At 47.6% G+C, this 18,010-nt stretch carries 20 protein-coding genes; 14 read left to right on the top strand and 6 right to left on the bottom strand.

Annotated elements, in window-relative coordinates; all coding sequences use genetic code 11:
* Positions 1-96 precede the first annotated feature (96 nt).
* Complete coding sequence (locus NXS08_RS03045; RefSeq protein ID WP_259137110.1) at positions 97-468, bottom strand: PH domain-containing protein; 372 nt, start codon at positions 466-468, stop codon at positions 97-99.
* A 111-nt stretch (positions 469-579) separates the two neighbouring features.
* On the opposite strand from NXS08_RS03045, the gene NXS08_RS03040 reads away from it, so the two are divergent.
* From NXS08_RS03040 to NXS08_RS03030, 3 genes are read left to right on the top strand one after another with little or no spacing between them, the layout of a single operon-like run.
* On the top strand, positions 580-1,479 hold the full coding sequence (locus tag NXS08_RS03040) for a DUF4862 family protein (RefSeq protein WP_259137107.1): 900 nt from the start codon (positions 580-582) through the stop codon (positions 1,477-1,479).
* Positions 1,480-1,487: 8 nt separating this feature from the next.
* Positions 1,488-2,102 (top strand): uridine kinase, encoded by a 615-nt coding sequence (gene udk / locus NXS08_RS03035; protein ID WP_259137104.1) that lies wholly within the window; start codon positions 1,488-1,490, stop codon positions 2,100-2,102.
* Positions 2,099-2,626, top strand: coding sequence for a M48 family metallopeptidase (locus NXS08_RS03030; RefSeq protein ID WP_259137100.1), 528 nt, complete (start codon positions 2,099-2,101; stop codon positions 2,624-2,626). The genes udk and NXS08_RS03030 overlap by 4 nt, the downstream gene beginning before the upstream one ends.
* 12 nt (positions 2,627-2,638) lie before the next feature.
* Here the strand turns inward: NXS08_RS03030 and deoD are convergent, their stop codons facing one another.
* A complete protein-coding gene (gene deoD / locus NXS08_RS03025; protein WP_259137097.1) occupies positions 2,639-3,346 on the bottom strand; it encodes a purine-nucleoside phosphorylase in 708 nt (235 codons plus the stop codon).
* A 91-nt stretch (positions 3,347-3,437) separates the two neighbouring features.
* Complete coding sequence (locus tag NXS08_RS03020; protein WP_259137095.1) at positions 3,438-4,256, bottom strand: RNA methyltransferase; 819 nt, start codon at positions 4,254-4,256, stop codon at positions 3,438-3,440.
* Between the two features lie 156 nt (positions 4,257-4,412).
* Here NXS08_RS03020 and NXS08_RS03015 point away from each other — a divergent pair, with 156 nt between their 5' ends.
* Both NXS08_RS03015 and NXS08_RS03010 read left to right on the top strand, forming a co-directional pair.
* Positions 4,413-4,958, top strand: a complete 546-nt coding sequence (locus NXS08_RS03015; RefSeq protein ID WP_259137092.1) for a hypothetical protein — start codon at positions 4,413-4,415, stop codon at positions 4,956-4,958.
* 39 nt (positions 4,959-4,997) lie between these two features.
* Positions 4,998-6,023 (top strand): quinone-dependent dihydroorotate dehydrogenase, encoded by a 1,026-nt coding sequence (locus NXS08_RS03010; RefSeq protein ID WP_259137089.1) that lies wholly within the window; start codon positions 4,998-5,000, stop codon positions 6,021-6,023.
* A 147-nt stretch (positions 6,024-6,170) separates the two neighbouring features.
* Here the strand turns inward: NXS08_RS03010 and NXS08_RS03005 are convergent, their stop codons facing one another.
* Positions 6,171-6,743: a DUF3043 domain-containing protein gene (locus NXS08_RS03005; RefSeq protein ID WP_259137086.1), complete on the bottom strand. Its 573-nt coding sequence runs from the start codon at positions 6,741-6,743 to the stop codon at positions 6,171-6,173.
* Positions 6,744-6,814: 71 nt separating this feature from the next.
* Between NXS08_RS03005 and NXS08_RS03000 the strand changes: the two genes are divergently transcribed.
* The 5 genes from NXS08_RS03000 to NXS08_RS02980 all read left to right on the top strand — a co-directional run bounded on the left by NXS08_RS03000 (position 6,815) and on the right by NXS08_RS02980 (position 11,103).
* On the top strand, positions 6,815-8,164 hold the full coding sequence (locus NXS08_RS03000) for a dipeptidase (RefSeq protein ID WP_259137084.1): 1,350 nt from the start codon (positions 6,815-6,817) through the stop codon (positions 8,162-8,164).
* A gap of 51 nt (positions 8,165-8,215) precedes the next feature.
* Positions 8,216-9,202 carry a hypothetical protein gene (locus NXS08_RS02995; protein WP_259137081.1) on the top strand — a complete coding sequence of 329 codons (987 nt, stop codon included), beginning with the start codon at positions 8,216-8,218 and terminating at the stop codon, positions 9,200-9,202.
* Positions 9,203-9,280: 78 nt separating this feature from the next.
* The gene (gene erpA, locus NXS08_RS02990; protein ID WP_259137079.1) at positions 9,281-9,625 is read left to right on the top strand and encodes an iron-sulfur cluster insertion protein ErpA; all 345 of its coding nucleotides are present in this window, start codon (positions 9,281-9,283) and stop codon (positions 9,623-9,625) included.
* 38 nt (positions 9,626-9,663) lie between these two features.
* Positions 9,664-10,605 carry an FKBP-type peptidyl-prolyl cis-trans isomerase gene (locus tag NXS08_RS02985; RefSeq protein ID WP_259137077.1) on the top strand — a complete coding sequence of 314 codons (942 nt, stop codon included), beginning with the start codon at positions 9,664-9,666 and terminating at the stop codon, positions 10,603-10,605.
* 102 nt (positions 10,606-10,707) lie between these two features.
* Positions 10,708-11,103: a two-component system response regulator gene (locus NXS08_RS02980; RefSeq protein ID WP_259137074.1), complete on the top strand. Its 396-nt coding sequence runs from the start codon at positions 10,708-10,710 to the stop codon at positions 11,101-11,103.
* A 90-nt stretch (positions 11,104-11,193) separates the two neighbouring features.
* On the opposite strand, the gene NXS08_RS02975 is transcribed toward NXS08_RS02980, so the two are convergent.
* Complete coding sequence (locus NXS08_RS02975) at positions 11,194-11,883, bottom strand: exonuclease domain-containing protein (RefSeq protein ID WP_259137072.1); 690 nt, start codon at positions 11,881-11,883, stop codon at positions 11,194-11,196.
* Positions 11,884-11,969: 86 nt separating this feature from the next.
* Here NXS08_RS02975 and NXS08_RS02970 point away from each other — a divergent pair, with 86 nt between their 5' ends.
* The 4 genes from NXS08_RS02970 to NXS08_RS02955 all read left to right on the top strand — a co-directional run bounded on the left by NXS08_RS02970 (position 11,970) and on the right by NXS08_RS02955 (position 15,877).
* A complete protein-coding gene (locus tag NXS08_RS02970; RefSeq protein ID WP_259137070.1) occupies positions 11,970-12,713 on the top strand; it encodes a 1-acyl-sn-glycerol-3-phosphate acyltransferase in 744 nt (247 codons plus the stop codon).
* A 104-nt stretch (positions 12,714-12,817) separates the two neighbouring features.
* Positions 12,818-14,041, top strand: coding sequence for a pyrophosphate--fructose-6-phosphate 1-phosphotransferase (locus tag NXS08_RS02965; RefSeq protein WP_259137068.1), 1,224 nt, complete (start codon positions 12,818-12,820; stop codon positions 14,039-14,041).
* Positions 14,042-14,116: 75 nt separating this feature from the next.
* Complete coding sequence (locus NXS08_RS02960; protein WP_259137065.1) at positions 14,117-15,454, top strand: 3-deoxy-7-phosphoheptulonate synthase class II; 1,338 nt, start codon at positions 14,117-14,119, stop codon at positions 15,452-15,454.
* 30 nt (positions 15,455-15,484) lie between these two features.
* Positions 15,485-15,877, top strand: a complete 393-nt coding sequence (locus tag NXS08_RS02955; RefSeq protein ID WP_259137063.1) for a hypothetical protein — start codon at positions 15,485-15,487, stop codon at positions 15,875-15,877.
* 65 nt (positions 15,878-15,942) lie between these two features.
* Here the strand turns inward: NXS08_RS02955 and pknB are convergent, their stop codons facing one another.
* A complete protein-coding gene (gene pknB / locus NXS08_RS02950) occupies positions 15,943-17,988 on the bottom strand; it encodes a Stk1 family PASTA domain-containing Ser/Thr kinase (RefSeq protein ID WP_259137061.1) in 2,046 nt (681 codons plus the stop codon).
* Positions 17,989-18,010 lie beyond the last annotated feature (22 nt).

The following is an 18,010-nucleotide window of genomic DNA, read 5'->3' as shown; positions in this document are numbered from 1 at the left end:
TTTAAAGGCAGTTAGTAGCTGGCAACGGTTTAACGGGAAGTCTGGCCTGGTTTGATTGGAAGTCTGGCCTGGTTTGATGGGAAAGCTGGCAACGGTTTAACGGGAAGACAGTACCCCTTCAGCGATTAAACGATCTAAGCGACCCACATTAATCTCTCTTCCCAGGCGAATAGTTACGTCCCCAGCTAAAGTCACCAGGTTTAGTTGAGAGGTAAACCCTCTGGTACCGGCTGAACGCGTGGACCACATGAGGATAGTGGAAAAGGGGAGGGAGAGTACCTCAACTGATTCACCAGAGACATCACGGGAATCTCTGACGATAATGCGTTTTGAGGTGATCAGCGCCTGGTGGCGGAAAGTTTCATAGGCGGCGAAAGGTTCTTCATTTGGTAATAGGAAATCACGTGCGGAAGTGGGCACTGAAGTTTCATTCATGAACATCCAGATGGTAGTTTCAACTTCGCTCATATTTAGCCTCCTAACGCCTTTTATTAGTCTAATTAAAGCATAGATGTGTTATTCCCCTGCGGCGTGGTTAGAATAGTAGATGAGAAGCAACTAATTTCACGGAGTGCATTTATGAACCCCCCTTTTATTGTTGGCGCTTACGCTGCTTTACCTGCTGAACGGACAGCTCAGGAAGATTTTTATACCGCTTTAGCGCAAACAGGTTGGATTGATGGAATTGAGATTCCCTACCCGGGAATTTTCCCAACCGATCTTACTTGGTTAGCCGCACAGTTAAAGGGACGTTTTAACCATTCAGTTATTACCGCTATCCCTGGAACTATGGGCAGAATAAATGCAGATAAACATTTTGGGTTAGCTTCTGCCGATAAAAATGGGCGCAGTGAAGCACTTAAATTCACTCGTGAGATTATCCGCACCATTGATGAACTACACCAAATTGCGGACGAACGGATTGTCACCGGGATTGAAATCCATTCTGCCCCCAGTATCTTAGCTGATAAGGAAGCCTTCGCTGCTTCTTTAGAGGAACTTTCCTCCCTATTTGCACAAGCAAATCTTGCTCTCATCATCGAACACTGCGATGCTTATAACCCGCAAGTTCCCGGTGAAAAACGTTTCCTAAGCGTTGCTGATGAGATTTGGGCAGCCAAAAACTCTTCTGCGCAGATTACCATTAACTGGGGGCGCTCAGTAGTAGAAACTCACGATCGGACTGCTCCTGCCCAGCACATTCAACAGTTAAAGGAAGCACAACTATTGGGTGGGTTAATGTTTTCAGGTGCAGGAGCGGAAGCCACCCAGTACGGTCCCGTCTGGGGGGATGCACATTTGCCCCTTGATGAAGACGAACCAACATCTTGGATGACCGCTGAGCTTATTGCTGAGTGCATGCAGATTGCCGGCGGGGAACAGACTTATCAGGGCATTAAGATTCAAACTCCTAAAGATGCTTCCCTGGCTACGCGCATACAAATGCTAACCAATATTCGCTTGGCGATGGGATTGTAGGAGTATTGATGCGTCCGTTAGTGATTGGTATCGCCGGGGGAACTGGCTCGGGAAAAACTACGTTAACGAAGGAAATTTCTCAACATTTCGGTACCGAGGTGACGGTACTTTATCACGATAACTACTATAAGCGGAATGATCATTTAACGTTCGAAGAACGCACTCAGCTTAACTATGACGCTCCTGAAGCGTTTGACACGGATCTGATGATTGCGGATTTACAGCGGCTGATTCGCGGTGAAACCGTGCAGTGCCCGCAGTATGATTTTTCAATCCACAATCGGCTGGCAGAAACTATTACGGTTTCGCCCCGCCCGGTAATCATCATTGAGGGGATTCTAATTTTCTGTTTCCCTGAGCTTTGCGACCTATTTGATATTAAACTCTTTGTTGATACGGACGCGGATGTGCGTATCTTACGGCGGGTGAAAAGAGACGTGATTGAAAGAGGTCGCTCGATTGAATCGGTAGAAGAACAGTATTTAACTACTGTGAAACCTATGCATGAGTTGTATGTTGAACCGTCTAAACGTAACGCTGATTTGATAGTCCCTGAAGGGGGACACAATAACGTGGCATTAGAGATGATCATTAACCGATTGGAACGTCATTTCCACCTATGAGCGGTGCGCAAGTTTACCTGGTTAAACAAGTTGAACTGGAAAAGCGAACTCACTGGTGGATAGCTGGCAAGCAAGTAGACTTGGCATCATTGAGTCAGCTTCCAAAAACAGCAGAAATTATTTTCCGAGGGCGGGGTTTTAAACTTACCGAAACTCACCTGTACGTTAAAGATTTAAGCACTTTAGATGTTGCTATGGTGAAGCGGTTACTATCGCAGCTGATGCGTTGGCGGATAGAGAGTCTACTAAACCAGTATCAGCAGGTGTTTGGGGTTGAAGTGGCGCGTGTAACGATCCGTCCCATGCGCTCAAGATGGGGAAGTTGCCGCCCTAATCGGCGTTTTCTTACTTTCAACCTACATTTGGTGCATTTAGCTGATGAGCTTTTAGAGTACGTGGTGATCCACGAGTTCGTACATTTTTTCGCGCGCGGTCATGGCAGAGACTTTTATGCGCTTTTACAACAGTATTGTCCGGATTGGAAAACCCGCCGACAAATGCTGAATGCATCTATCGGCGGGTGAAGCGTTTTAGCTTTAAGCAAAAGCGGCGGCTACCGCTAAATCTAAGGCTCCGCGGAACTTAGTTTCTCTTTCTTCAGCGGTCATATCAGAGCTGCCGTCTAAGAGGTGATCTGAAACGGTGAGCACAGTGAGGGCTTCTTTACCAAATTCAGCAGCTACCCCGTACATGGCGGCTGCTTCCATTTCCACCCCGAGGACACCGTAGTCAGCTAGGTTCTGTACTTGACCGGCTACAGGGAGGTAGAAGTGGTCGCGGGAAAGAATAGTTCCCACATGAACGTTTTCAGCATCTTTGGAAGCTGCTACTGCGGCGGCAGCTAGCTTAAAGGAGGCTACTGCAGAGAAGTTAATTCCAGGAATCCGGTAGGTATTCATCGAAGAGTCGGTATGTGCGCCCAGGGCAACTACTACGTCACCAACTTTAACTTTAGGGGAAATACCACCACAGGTGCCTACGCGGATAATCCGTTCAACGCCGAAGAACTTAAATAGTTCGGTTGCGTAAATGGTGGCAGATGGTTGTCCCATACCTGACCCCATTACTGAAAGTGGACGTCCATTGATAGTGCCGGTGAAACCGAGCATGCCACGTACGTCGGTGACAAGTTTAGCGTCGTCCATAAGTAGGTGGGCGATACGCTCAGCGCGCTTAGGATCTCCGGGCATTAAAACTGCGGGGGCGAAATCTCCAAGTTCAGCGTTAATATGTGGGGTGGCCATATGTTTTCCTTTCCATAAAAGTATTTTGTTACTAGTCTACTCTGAGTAAACTGTAAAAACTGCAGGTAGGTGGGGGAATCTCAAGTGGAAATCATTTTGTTGCCCAAAATGTTACCGCTGCAGCTGCAGCTACGTTAAGGGAATCTACGCCGTGTTTCATGGGGATCATAACTGTCTTATCAACAGAGGCTAGGGTACGTGGTTTTAAGCCGTAGCCCTCAGAGCCCAGTATCCAAGCTACTTTGCGGGTGGAATCTAAAGCGAGTTCTGCTGCGTACTGGTCTAAGGTGAGTGTGTTTTCTCCTAAAGCTAAGGCAGCAATTTCAAAATCAAAGTCCTTTAATAGTTGCCGGTCAGGCCAGGTATCTAAACGCGTCCACGGAACTTGGAAAACAGTTCCCATGGAAACTCTTACCGAGCGGCGAAATAGTGGGTCTGCGCAAGAGGGGGTAACTAAAATTGCGTCTACTCCAATGGCAGCCGCAGAGCGAAAAATAGCGCCAACATTAGTGTGATCAACAATATCTTCTAAAATCGCGATGCGTCGAGCTGAAGCTAAAAGGGTAGCCGCTGCAGGCAGGGGATTACGATGCATTGCAGCTAACGCTCCGCGATGTAAATGAAATCCGGTGAGTTTTTCTAAAAATTCTTCCGGGGCAACAAAAACCGGTATTTCACCGCCCTCGGGACCAAACTGCTCAAGTATTTCGGCCATAGAATCCAACCAGCGCGGGGCCATCAGGAAAGAACGAGGCCGATAACCAGCGTTGATTGCTCGGGAAATCACATTCTTAGATTCCGCCATGAAAAGTCCTTGGGCAGGTTCTGATTTAGAACGCAAAGCCACATCTGTCATGTGCAGATAGTCGTTTAAACGTTCGTCATTTAAGTCAGTTAGATGAATAAGCACAAAAGTATTGTCTCCAAAAAAGTGTGCACAGGCAAAGAAAATCGCTCGCAATCCACACGTAGCTGATCGACTCAGGCTAAAAACAGGCAACTTTCCCTAAAGTAAAAGCAACTAAGCAGGGAAACCTTCCATGAAGAACTACAGAAAGGCACCGTCATGAATCAGCCCAGGAGGGAACAAGCCGGTATGTACGCACCCCGCGGTTGGCTCAGCAAACAGGGAATAACCCAACTACTCCAACCCTATTTAACCTACCCTCACGATACACAGCTTGACTTCGCAAAATCTCTGCCCACACCTTTTAGAGACTACGAGCCATTTGGGGGAATCAGCGGCAAAACCGCGCAGGAACTCCTCAATAAACTCCCCGCCAAAAACCTAACTGACCGACAAAATAACGCGCCACTATGCGCAGAACTACTCACCTTAGCCAGTGAAAATCACCAAGAAATAGAACTCTTCGGCTACGCCATTGGAGCGCAACGCTTCGATGAACGAATCAGCATCGAAGGATTCATCTACTATCCTCAAATACCTCACCTAACAGAAAGATTCATAAAACCCGGCGCAGAAGAAAGCCTCTTCGAAGAAATAGCTAATAGACTGGGAATAAAGAGTTATCTGGCCCCACCAGATGAACTCCACTACCTGCGCCCCTACTGGAACCCAGGCAGAAGCGGATGGTGGGCTTGGTGGGATTAAAACTTTTCAAACACAACCCAATCTATGTGAGGAAACACTGTGTACCGTTGGATATTCGACAATCTGATCACCCACTCCAACCCTGAAACCGCTCATAAAATAGTGATGGAAGCACTCCGCGTCACCGGAAATAACCCGCTTACCCGCGCCGCCCTAAAAGCAGCTTTCAACCACACAGATACCTCTATAGCACCCAACTCCTCGTTCCTCCCAAAACGCTTACACGGACGCTTAGGATTAGCAGCGGGAATGGATAAGAATGCTGAAGCAATCGCCGCATTCATCGCCCTCGGGTTCGGATTCGTCGAAATCGGCACCATCACCCCCAAACCGCAACCAGGAAACCCCAGCCCCAGACTATGGCGTATCCCCGAAACCCAAGAAATCCGCAACCAAATGGGATTCAACAACCACGGAGTACAGGCCGCCAAACAAAAACTAACCAGACTCCGCGCCACCCAAAACGGGAAAGAAATAGTCGTCGGAGCAAATATCGGAAAAAATAAACTCACCCCAAATGAGGAAGCCCTTAACGACTACCGCATCTGCGCCCGCGAACTGGCCCCCCTCGCAGACTTTATAGTTATCAACGTTTCCTCCCCAAACACCCCCGGATTAAGAGACTTGCAATCCGTTGAAGCCCTCAAACCAATCCTGCAAGTCACTAAAGAAACCGCCTGTGAAGCAGCTAACCGGGAAATCCCAGTTTTCGTTAAGATTGCTCCCGACCTGGTAGATGAAGATATTCTCCACATTGGCCAAATAGTAAATGAAACAAACCTAGCCGGAGTAGTCGCAGCTAACACCACCATTAAACACTCATACGGAAGCGGTGGAATCTCTGGCCCCCGCCTGCTTGGCAGGGGACTAAATATCGTCCAAAACCTCCGGCAAGAACTTAACTACGACAAAACCATTATCGCCACCGGCGGAATCTCCACCATAGATGATGCCATCAGCTACTTAGATGCCGGAGCCGACCTCTTAGAAGCCCTCACTGCCTTCATCTACCAAGGCCCCAGCTGGCCCGCTCAAATCAACCGAGCAATCCAAAACTACCGCTAAACAAAACAGTCAATAAACTACGGTCGTGCTCTAAAACTAAAGTGGCTCCCAAAACTAAAGTGGGGCCAAAACTAAAGTGGCTCCCCAATAAAATGGGGAGCCACTTATAAGAGCTATTCAAAACTATTAGAGTTAAGCAATCCAGGTTTATTCGAACTTATGTCCGCGCTCAACCTGAGCTTTAGGCTGACGCCAACGCCGCGGCATAATCATCCGCGAAAAAGCGTAGAACCAACTCCGCTTAGACCACTCCTCCTGAGGGTGAAGCACAGCAAAAAGCTTCTTAGCACGATAGTAGACAAAAGTAGTCTCTAAAATCGACAGCAGCAAGAAACCATAAGTCACCCAGGTAATCGAATCAAGAATTCGCGCAGCCAAAAGCGGATCTAACGTGGTAGTTAAACCAGCCAACACCATCATGGTAATAATCATTAAGAACATCAATGGCAAAACCAGCTCAGCTACCGACCAGCGGGCATCAATCACATCCCGAATAAAGCGACGCGCCTTACCCTTATCGCGTACAGGCATATAACGCTCATCACCAGAGTCCATCGCCTCCTGCTGCCGACGCCACAATTCCTCCTGCCGCTCGCGGGCAAGTTTCTTCGCCAGTTTCCGATCAGCGGGGATCATGTCCCGGCGTTTACGTGCCTGCGCATCCTTGCGTTTTGGAGTGGGACGGCCCTTTCCGGTGTTAGGCTCAGTAGTCTCGGACATTCCATACTCTTTCAGTCTAAAGAACAGGTAAACATTAATACTCTACCTTAAAAAATGTTAGCTTTATAAGTATGATTGAAACTCTACGTGAAAAACTAAATACACAGTTCCCCGGTATCGTCGATGAACTTTGCGACCTGATCCGGATTCCCTCCGTCTCATCATCTACTTTTGACCAAGAAAAAGTTTGGGAATCAGCCCGCCATGTGGAAGCTCGTTTTAAAGCATTGGGGTTGAGCACTCAGATTCTATCTGCACCGGCAGAAAATGGGGAAGCTGGACGCCCCGCAGTAGTTGCACAAACGAAGAAAATCGCCGGCGCCCCCACAGTTCTTCTCTACGCCCACCATGACGTGCAACCAGCCGGAGATGAATCTCGCTGGCAGACACCCCCATTTGAACCTTCCATTCGCGATGGGCGCCTTTACGGGCGCGGTTCTTCAGACGATGGCGCCGGAATCGTAGTTCACTGGGGAGCCCTACAGCTTTTAGCTGAAGAACTACCTGTAAACGTCACAGTTTTCATTGAGGGAGAAGAAGAGATTGGTTCTCCTTCATTTAATAACTTCCTCCGCCAGTATCATGATCTTTTAGAAGCCGATTACATTATCGTGGCAGATTCCGATAACTGGCAGGTGGGAGCACCAGCTTTAACTTCCAGCCTACGTGGCTTAGTGGACGCGGAAGTTCACCTGCAGGTGTTAGAACACGCTTTACACTCGGGAATGTTTGGGGGCCCAATCCTTGATGCGGTTACTTTAGCTTCCCGTTTAATCGCAACTTTCCACGATGACCAAGGTGATGTGGCAATTGCTGGTTTAGCTGGCAGTAAAGAAGCTGACGTGGATTGGGACGAAGCAGATTTCCGCAGAGACTCATCTTTACTTCCCGGAGTGGAGCTTGCAGGTACCGGTGATTTAGCTTCCCGGATGTGGACTCAACCTGCACTTTCGATTATCGGGTTTGATGCCACCTCTGTAGCTAATGCGTCAAACACGATTGCACCGGAATGTCGTTTTAAGGTGTCGGTTCGTTTAGCACCGGGTACTGATGGGAAAGAAGCCATGGCAGCGTTGGTGGCGCACATTAACGCTAATATCCCGTTCGGGGCGAAAGTGACTGTTACCGAGGGCGAATTTGGCCCCTCCTATCAGGCTGATTTAAGCTCTGAGGCCGCTCAAATTGCCCATCAGGCTCTTTCTGATGCGTGGGGAGTGCCTTCAGTAAATATCGGGGTAGGTGGTTCTATTCCTTTCATTTCTGACTTCCAACGCGAGTTCCCCCAGGCGCAGGTTATCGTTACCGGGGTGGAAGATCCGGCCACGAATGCTCATTCAGAGAATGAAAGCCAGCATTTAGGTGATTTGGAAGCAGCAGTTTTAGCTGAAGCCCTAATGCTTTTACGGTTCGCTAAAAACTAAACCGCTGGTATTACCCTTTCCATGACGCGACCTTTTAAGCAGGTATTGATCGTGGGGCAGCCTCTTGAAATCGGGGCTCCTCACGATCTGCTTGCGTTACCTGCTAAGCAGTGTCCGGAAGTTTCTTTTCAAGCTTGGGATACTTCTGTAAAAGGGATTACTAAACTGTTAGAAGCTAAGCAGCAGCGGGTGATTGAGGTAGCTGAGTTAGCTGATTTAAACGCGTGGGCTCCGGCGGGAGAAATCACCACGGTTATTGCCGATCATGAGCTTATGCCTGCGGAACTTTTCGCCGCGAATTTGCCTCCTCATCAGTGGGGGGCTGGGATTGGTCTTTTAACAGCTTGGGCAGGTTGGGACTATGCGCGGGCGCTAGCGCTTTTTACGCTTCCGAAAAATGAGTTCACCCAGGCAGTTAGAGATTTAATTATTACAGTTAGAAAAAATCTGCGGGGGCGCCGACTGCAGGTTTTGGGTTTGTCTGAGCGTCCTTTATTGGGGGCAGACTCAGTTCTCACGATGACTCCGGCTGCTTTTCCCATTAACACGCTTGCTTCAGAGGATTTAGTTCGTTTAACGTTATTCTTCCAAGCTGCGAAAGACTTTTTACTTTCGGAAAGTATTTTAGAGCCGGTCAGTCCGGTGGAGCGAGACTGGAACCCAGCTCGCGCCGATGGGTCGGGAGTTGGCTTTGGAGTGGGGGCATTACCGCAACTAGTCCAGGGATTCCGAGGGCGGGCTTTGGAGGCTTTTGCTTTTTCCGCACGGTTAGAAACCCAAGTAACTAGCGAAACTCTTATGGTGGCGGTAGTCCCACAGCTACACCCACAAACAGTGGCTACTTCAGTTTTGGGGATCTTAAAGGATCTGACGGCTGCTTCAGGGGCTGCGCTAATTGTTTTTACGGAAGAAGCTTCGCTGTCTAAACATGAGCTTTTTGAATGGAATGTCACGGCATGCTACGGGGGGCAGAGGAAACCGCTCACTGTGGAAGATGCGGCTCGAATCTTAACGCAGACGTGGCTTCGCCCACGATAAGCGTTTTTCCACTGCCATTTTTTCCTTCTGATCTGTAAAGTTAAGAAAGAACAATCATCTTCAATAAGGAGACTAAACATGGGCGTAGAAACACCCACACATGAAGTTATTTTGACTGAAGTTGCTGCTGATAAAGTCCGTAGCCTTTTAGAACAAGAAGGACGTGACGATCTGCGTCTACGTGTCTCCGTTTCTCCGGGCGGATGCTCCGGTCTGATTTACTCTCTTTACTTTGACGAACGTTTACTTGATGGCGATGCAGTACGTGACTTTGGAGGCGTTGAAGTTGTAGTCGATCGGATGTCAGTACCATACCTCAATGGGGCGACTATCGATTTTGCTGACACCATTGAAAAGCAGGGCTTCACGATTGATAATCCTAACGCTGGCTCCACCTGCGCCTGTGGAGAATCTTTCTCTTAAACCGGGCATTTTTCCAAACCTGTATCAAGGATTCTATTTTGAATAAAAAGTTTATTACCACAGTTGTAACTGCACTAATTGCCGTAGTAGGTTTATCTGCCTGCGGTGAAAGTGGAAAAGATAAAGCTACCGATAATGGTGGGGTGGAAGTAATCCGCAATTATGAGGGTGAATTACCTGCCGTTGAAGGCGAGTTCGGAGTTTCTGCCACTATTAAACCAGGAACTGGAAACGCTCCAGATAAAGTTGTTGCGAAAACTCTAAAACAGGGCGATGGTCCAGTTGTTAAATCTACCGACACGGTGGTAGCTCACTACGTGGGAACCTTGTGGGATGGCACTATCTTCGATTCTTCTTTTGCCCGCGCTGGTGAAAATGGCCCACAGCCGATTTCTTTTTCTCTCAAGCAAGTAATTCCGGGTTGGACTTACGGTTTGGCAGATCAAAAAGTTGGTGACCGCGTCCAGCTGGTAATTCCTGCTCAGTGGGGTTACGGTAATCAATCGGTTGGGGAAGTAATTAAGCCGGGTTCAACCCTTGTTTTCGTAGTTGATATTGTGGCTGCGGTTGATACAGCTGATATTTCTGCACTTTCAGCGGCAACTTTAACCAATGAATCACTTCCAGGTATTAGTGTTTCGGGGGACTTAGGAACGGAACCTAAGATTGAGATAACTGACGCAGCGGCACTGCCGACCGATCAGAAAGTAGTTAAGCTATCAGAAGGTACTGGTAAAGAAATTACTGCTGAAGATGTGGTGCTCTACCATGTAGTGGCCTATGACATTAATACTAAAACTGCGGTGCAATCTAGCTGGGGTAATGAACCGAGCCTCTCTAACGGACCGGTAGGGGATGTACCTGGAGTCACTGGAAATAAGGTTGGTTCTCGGGTGTTGATTTATACTCCCGAAGATAAGCAGACTAAGGCTGCTCCGGTTATTTTTGTAGTGGATATTACCGGGACAATTCCGAAATAGTAAACTGCAGTTCGTCTCTAAAATCAGGTAGGATTTTAGAGACGAACTTTTTACTTTAAACTTAAGATAGTTTAATCAACCGTAAGTGGGGGAGACTGGTAAATGACGCAAACTGAAAACCGTGGCAGCATTAACGTGTTGCTATACAGTGATAACAGTGAAGTTAGGCAAATGGTTATGGATGCAGTAGGTGTGCGTCCTGGAAAAGATTTTCCAACTATCAACTGGATTGAAGCTGCTACTGAAGCTGGGGCGGTAATGAAGTTTACTGAAAATGACATTCATGCTTTAGTCTTAGACGGTGAAACTCAAAAGGTAGGGGGGATGGCATTGCTCCGCCGTTTGAATGTTGAAAATGACAATACTGCCCCTTCATTGATGCTGGTGGCTCGTCAGCAGGACGAATGGTTAGCGCAGTTCTCTGGTGCAACCCATATTTTAACTACCCCATTTGATGCGGTAACTCTAAATGAGGGCATTAAAAAAATCTTGCGTTAATAACTTACAACGTACATATGGTTTGGGCGGGAGAACTAAGTTCTCCCGCCCAAACCATAAATTTAGGGTTCATTTTGGAGTGAGTATAGTCTAATCCCAAACGTCTTCTGCACTGAGTACGGTAAACACTTCCGGTGGGATAGGGGTTTTAGCAGAAAGCTGAAGCAGGTGGTGGAAAAGTGTTAAACAGGTGTAGGCGTCAGCTAAAGCGCGGTGGGCTTGTGGGGTGGAGATCTGAAAATGCTGCGCTAACGTGCTTAACCGGTGGTTTGCCACCATTGGTTTAGGCAGGACGGCACGGGAAAATAAAACTGTGTCGATCGACGCAGGGGTGGGCCAAGTGAAACCAGCTTGCTGGCAGGCCAACATAAGAAAGCGCGTATCGAATCTGGCGTTATGTGCTAAAAGGATCGTATTAGGGAAGTCTGCGAAAGTGAGGAAGTCAGTTAAAACCTGGGTAATTGGCGGGGCAGTGGCAACCATCTGATTGTTAATTCCAGTTAAGTTTTCGATAAAACTGGGAATCGGTCGGTGTGGATTAACCAATGAGGAAAACTCTCCGATTACCTTTCCAGCTTGGTATTTCACAGCAGCGATTTCAATTATCGCTGCCGAGGCTTCTAAACCGGTAGTTTCAATATCTACTGACAGGAAGGTTGCTTGGTTAAGAAAATCTGGATTAGTAAGTAAATCCGCGTACAATGTGTAAGACTCCTCAAAAATTGGTGAATGCCCGCAGTTGTTGCAAATTTGCTCAGCTACCGAAGAAAACGTAGACAAGATGTGCAATCACTCCTAAAGAGCATAGACTATAAATAACGATAAGTTACCAAGTTAAAAAAATAAACTAGCGGAAGGACGCATAGATGCTATACCAGGTGTTGAAGAAAGGGCTGGGACCACTGCTAAAGGCCTACTACAAGCCCTGGATCGAAGGGAAAGAACAGATTCCCACCACCGGCGCAGCTATTCTAGCTTCAAATCACCTGGCAGTTTTTGACTCCGTTTTTCTACCACTTTTATGCGACCGACAAATCGTATTTATCGGCAAAGACGACTACTTCAAAACCAAAACTTTCAAAGGGCGTGTAATCGCTTCCTTCATGCGCGGAGTAGGGGTTATTCCCGTAGACAGATCTTCAAGCAGCGCAGCTGAGAGTGCCTTAAATGCTGGGCTGGGAGTATTAAAGGCCGGGCAACTTTTTGGAATCTACCCAGAAGGAACCCGTAGCCCTGATGGAAAGATTTACAAAGCAAAGGTAGGCGTAGCAAAACTTGCCATTAAATCCGGAGCCCCAGTTATTCCTATTGCCATGATCGGCACTGACGTAGCACAACCAATCGGGCAGCGTATTCCCACCCGCCATCCAGTTGGAATTAGGGTTGGCGAACCTCTGGATTTTTCTCATCTACAGGGGAAAGAAGATGACGGTCCAACGCTACGCGCCGTAGCCAATCAGATTATTGAGGCAATCCAAGCTCTTTCTGGGCAAGAATACGTGGATATGTATGCGGCTGATCGTAAACTGCAACTAGCAGCAGAAGGTAAATTTGCCGGCCCAATTCCCTCCGGAGCTAAGACCGATCGCCCCCAACCAGCAGCTGATTAAACTAGGTGGGTCTTTGGGGGGAAAATCCCCGCCTGAAAACCCTGTAGAATAATAAGTGCACATCATGTTTTACTACTTTAAGCGTCTAACCGAAAGGTAAATTGATGACTGTTAAGCGCGTAGCTATTTTGACTGCAGGTGGATTTGCCCCCTGTCTTTCTTCTGCCGTAGGCGGATTAATTGAACGCTACAACGAATTGGATCCATCCATCGAAATTATCGCCTACCAACACGGCTACCATGGTTTGCTTACCGGTAACTACATTGTAATTGGCGAGGAAGCTCGCGAAAAAGCTGGTATTTTACACAAGTTCGGGGGGTCTCCAATCGGTAACTCCCGCGTTAAACTCACTAACGCAAACGACCTGGTAAAACGTGGCCTGGTTAAAGAGGGCGAAGACCCGCTGGCAGTCGCTGCAGAACGCCTGCGCGCTGACCGGGTTGATGTGCTTCACACTATCGGTGGAGATGACACTAACACCACCGCCGCAGATCTGGCACACTACTTGGAAGAAAATAACTACCAGCTAACCGTAGTGGGGCTACCAAAGACAATTGATAACGACGTGGTACCAGTTCGCCAGTCCCTGGGAGCTTGGACAGCTGCTGAAGAAGCTGCGAAGTTCGCTCAGAATATTATTGGTGAACACCGCTCCAACCCACGTATGCTGATTATTCACGAAGTTATGGGACGTAACTGCGGATACCTCACTGCAGCTGCAGCTAAAGCCTACCGCGACTGGTGGAAGAAGCAGGAATGGGCTCCAGAACTGGGTCTTTCTAAAGAACGCTGGGATATTCACGCAGTTTACATTCCTGAAGATGCCGTAGAAATCGACCGTGAAGCAGCCCGTTTGAAAGCCATTATGGATGGGGTTGGCAACGTAAATATTTTCCTTTCCGAGGGCGCTGGCGTAGCGGAAATTATTGCCGAGATGGAAGCTAACGGACAAGAAGTACAGCGTGACCCATTTGGCCACGTCAAACTTGACACCATTAACCCAGGTAACTGGTTTGCAAAGCAATTTGCAGAAAAGATCGGTGCAGAAAAGGTAATGGTTCAAAAATCCGGTTACTTCTCTCGCGCTGCAGCAGCTAACGCAGAAGATCTCCGCCTGATTAAATCTATGACTGACTACGCAGTTGAATGTGCTCTTCGGGGTGAACCTGGCGTAATCGGACATGATGAAGAAGACGGCGACAAGCTAAAGGCCATTCCATTCAAGCGAATCGCAGGACATAAGCCATTCGACATTAGTACTCCTTGGTTCAAGGAACTAATGGCAGAAATCGGAGAAGCTATCTCTCCTGCACCAGAAACTAAGTGATCTAAAACTAAAGTTTGGGGGTTTACCGCAGGTAATAGCGGTAAACCCCCAACTACTTAGGTAAGTGAGGATAGCTTGTTGGAATCTTGGCGGACAAAGGTTGCTAAGCAACAGCCGCATTATCAGGCGGAAGATAAACTAACGGAGATAACCCAAACCCTGCGCACTCGCCCCGGACTGGTTTACGCAACGGAAATCGAACGACTCACCGGTGAACTGGCAGCTGCCGGTAGGGGAGAAAGTTTCGTTCTTATGGGAGGTGACTGTGCCGAGACTTTCGCCACCACCACTGAAGAACAAATCCGCCTCAAAATACAAACTATCCTACAAATGGGAGTAGTCCTTTCTTACGGAGCTTCACTACCAGTTGTAAAAATCGGTAGAATCGCCGGACAGTACGCGAAACCTCGTTCCTTAGATGTAGAAAAACGCGCCGATGAATCGCTTCCCGTCTATAGGGGGGATGCGGTAAATGGAATTGCGTATACGGCAGAAGAAAGACAGGCAGACCCAAGTAGACTATTAGAAATGTACCAGCACTGTCTGGCCACCTTAAACCTAATCCGCGCATACACCAAAGGCGGATTTGCAGACATTAACCTACTCCATAAGTGGAATGAAGGTTTCAAAACTAATCCAGCCTACTCCCGCTACGAATCCTTGGCTGAAGACATCCGGCGCGCACTAAAATTTATGGTGGCATCTGGGGCAGAAATAGAAGGTTTACGCGACCAGGATTTCTATGCCTCCCACGAAGCCCTCCTATTAGAGTATGAAGCTGCCATGATACGTCCCGCCCCCCACAACGATGGGCTTTACAATACTTCTGGGCATTTTCTTTGGATCGGGGAAAGAACCCGCGATATTGAGGGCGCCCACGTAGAACTATTAAGTAAAGTTAAGAATCCGATTGGCGTGAAACTGGGCCCCACTGCAACTGCCAGTGAAGTACTGGCCTTGAGTGAAAAATTAAATCCGCAGAACCTACCGGGAAAATTTACCGCCATCACGCGGATGGGAGCAGAGCAAATCAGAAATGTTTTGCCCCCAATCCTGGCAGCCGTGCAAGCTGAAGGAAAGGAAGTTGTCTGGCTTTCTGACCCCATGCATGGGAATACGATCCAAACAGATTCTGGAATAAAAACCCGCCACTTCGATACGATTTTTAACGAAGTAGAAGGATTCTTCGCGTCCCACCAAGCGGTTGGCACAGTAGCTGGGGGGCTGCATATTGAACTAACCGGTGATGACGTCACCGAAGTGCTGGGCGGGGCAGAAAACTTAACTGAAGTAGATTTAGAACAGCGCTATGAATCCCTAGTAGATCCGCGTCTTAATCACCAACAGTCATTGGAAATGGCATTTAGAGTAGCAGAACTTTTACAAAACGGAACCAATGAGAACTTATCCTAATCAGTATCTATAGAATATACGGAGGTTAGAATGAAAAAACAAAGAAATATGCTAATTATTGCTGCTTCACTGGCCGTAGTATTAGCCGGCTGTGGAAAAGCACAGGGCCCCACTGCCCCTACTTTACCAGCCCCCCAAAAAGTAGATTCCATCGGAGTTATCTACAGAATCGAAAAGATTTTTGTGGAAGACAACCAAGTTTGTGCTTTTGACCATGATGGAAAACTCTTAGTATTCAGCGAAGAAGTAAGCGTCAATGAAACACATGACACTTTAATCTTCAAAGAATCTCAAGTACCAATTGGCGTAGAAGCAATTGGGGCAGATTATAAAGAACTTCCTGATGAATTTAAGTGTGGAAGCAAAACCTACCCGGCAAAACATATTCAAGGTGAGGGACTCATCCCAACTGTAGAAGAATAGACAACTAGGGTAGTGAATAGTTGATGAGTGGGGATACCTTTTAGGTATCCCCACTCATCAACTATCTAAACTAAAGAAAGCGTTACAGTAGAACCAACCTTTACAACGCTTCCCCCCGCTGGAGTTTGATCAGCTACCAGGCCGAAAGTTAAAAATATTCTACGAGTCTCAACCTTAAACCCAGCATTTTCTAAAATACTCTTTGCTTCCTCATAGTTCTTACCAACCACATTAGGAACCTCACGGTTCTCAGGCCCCTTAGAAATCACTAAGCTAACTGAATCACCCTTATAAAGAGTCTCTCCGGCAGCTACCGACTGTGAAATCACTCCACCAGCGGCAACCGTATCATTAAACTCTTCAGTTACCTGATAGATTAAACCTAATTCAGTTAATTTCACTTCAGCGTCGCTACGGTTAAATCCATTAAAGTCAGGTACCTCAATAGGTTTACGTCCTTTAGAAACAACAATCGAAACTTCACTATGGTGGGGCACTGTCTCAGCTGGAGCTGGGGACAGGCTAATAACCGTCCCCTCAGGGTGTTCTTCAGAATAATCTTCACTAACTGCACCGACTTTTAATAAACCAGCCGTAAGTTCAGTTTTAGCCTCTTCTAAAGGCTTAGTAGTCACATCTGGAACTACCACCATCTGAACTCCCTTAGAAACAACCAGCTTCACAACACTACGTTTGTGCACCTTTCCAGGTGTACCCGGTTCAGTTCTAATCACCACGCCGGTAGCAACCGTATCAGAAAACTCTTCAACTACCTCAAACTTAAGTTCCAAAAGCTCTAACTGAGAAACGGCTTCCTGGTAAGCAACATTTTCTAAAGCAGCTACTTCACGATAAGACCCCGGACCATACTCATACCACCACCAGGTGCCACCTAAACCGGAAGCAGTCAGGAAAATAATCGCTAACACACTCCAAATAGCAATCCGTAAACCACGTCGCTTTGGTTTTTGTGTTGGACCTGCAAATACTGGGCGATCTGACCCAGATGTTTCCGCAACGTCCTCGGAATCTGAATTTGTGCGACTAAAGTGGGGGATACTCACCCAACTGCCGGAACTAACCTGCTTCGCAGATGTAACTGCGCCGAGTGCAGCCGTATCAGTGAACTCATCGCGCGGCAAAGCTAAAGTATCACCGCGTTCACGAATCGTTTGAGTAGAAGCCTCCATATCAACTGGAACGACTTCAGCATACCTTTCCAGAATCGAAGGAGGCATTTCGCGGCGAACCCGCTGCAGCATTTCTAAAGCAGCCTGCGCAGACTCGGGACGTTCAGAAACCTGGCGAGCCGCCAGGGCACAAACTAACTCATCCACCTCTGGAGGAAGCCAGCTTTCCAAACTAGACGGAGCAGGAATATCCTCGGACACGTGGGCTAATGCCACTTGAATCGCCGTACGCTCAGCAAACGGAGTAGTCCCTGTGAGCATTTCAAAAAGCATAATTCCCAAAGAATACAGGTCACAGCGGAAATCGGGATTAACTTCCGAAACAATCTCAGGCGCCAAATAGGCAACCGTCCCCATAACTGAACCAGTCGAAGCAGAGGACACATCAGAAATTGCCCGGGCTAACCCAAAATCTGTAACTTTAATCGACTCATCAGGTAAAACTAAAACATTTTCAGGCTTAATATCACGGTGAATAATCCCCACACTATGAGCCACGTTAAGTGCCTGCAAAATTGCTTCACAATAATCAAGCGCTTTTCGGACAGATAAAGCACCCTGCTTCTGCAACAGTCCACGAAGCGTAATTCCCGGAACATATTCCATTACCAAATAGCCAGAGCCAGCCACCACGCCCTGATCAAAAACAGAAACCACCGCAGGATGGAGAATCTTCGCAGCAGCCCGCGCTTCACGGCGGAAACGATTCACAAATTCTTCAGACTCCGCCAAATGCGGATGCATAATTTTAAAAGCAACCGGACGATCCAAACGAATATCCTGTGCTAAGAAAACAGTAGCCATGCCACCACGAGCCAAAAGTTTCTCAACCTGATAACGCCCATCAACAATCATGCCGATAAGCGGATCAGCTAAAATATCCTGTTCCGCGGCAGATGATTTTTCGGTACCATTTTCCACACTCTTATACTACGCAAAAACT

It is taken from the genome of Gleimia sp. 6138-11-ORH1, assembly GCF_024814355.1.
Lineage (GTDB): Bacteria > Actinomycetota > Actinomycetes > Actinomycetales > Actinomycetaceae > Gleimia.
This window is presented reverse-complemented; position numbering and strand designations above follow the sequence as displayed.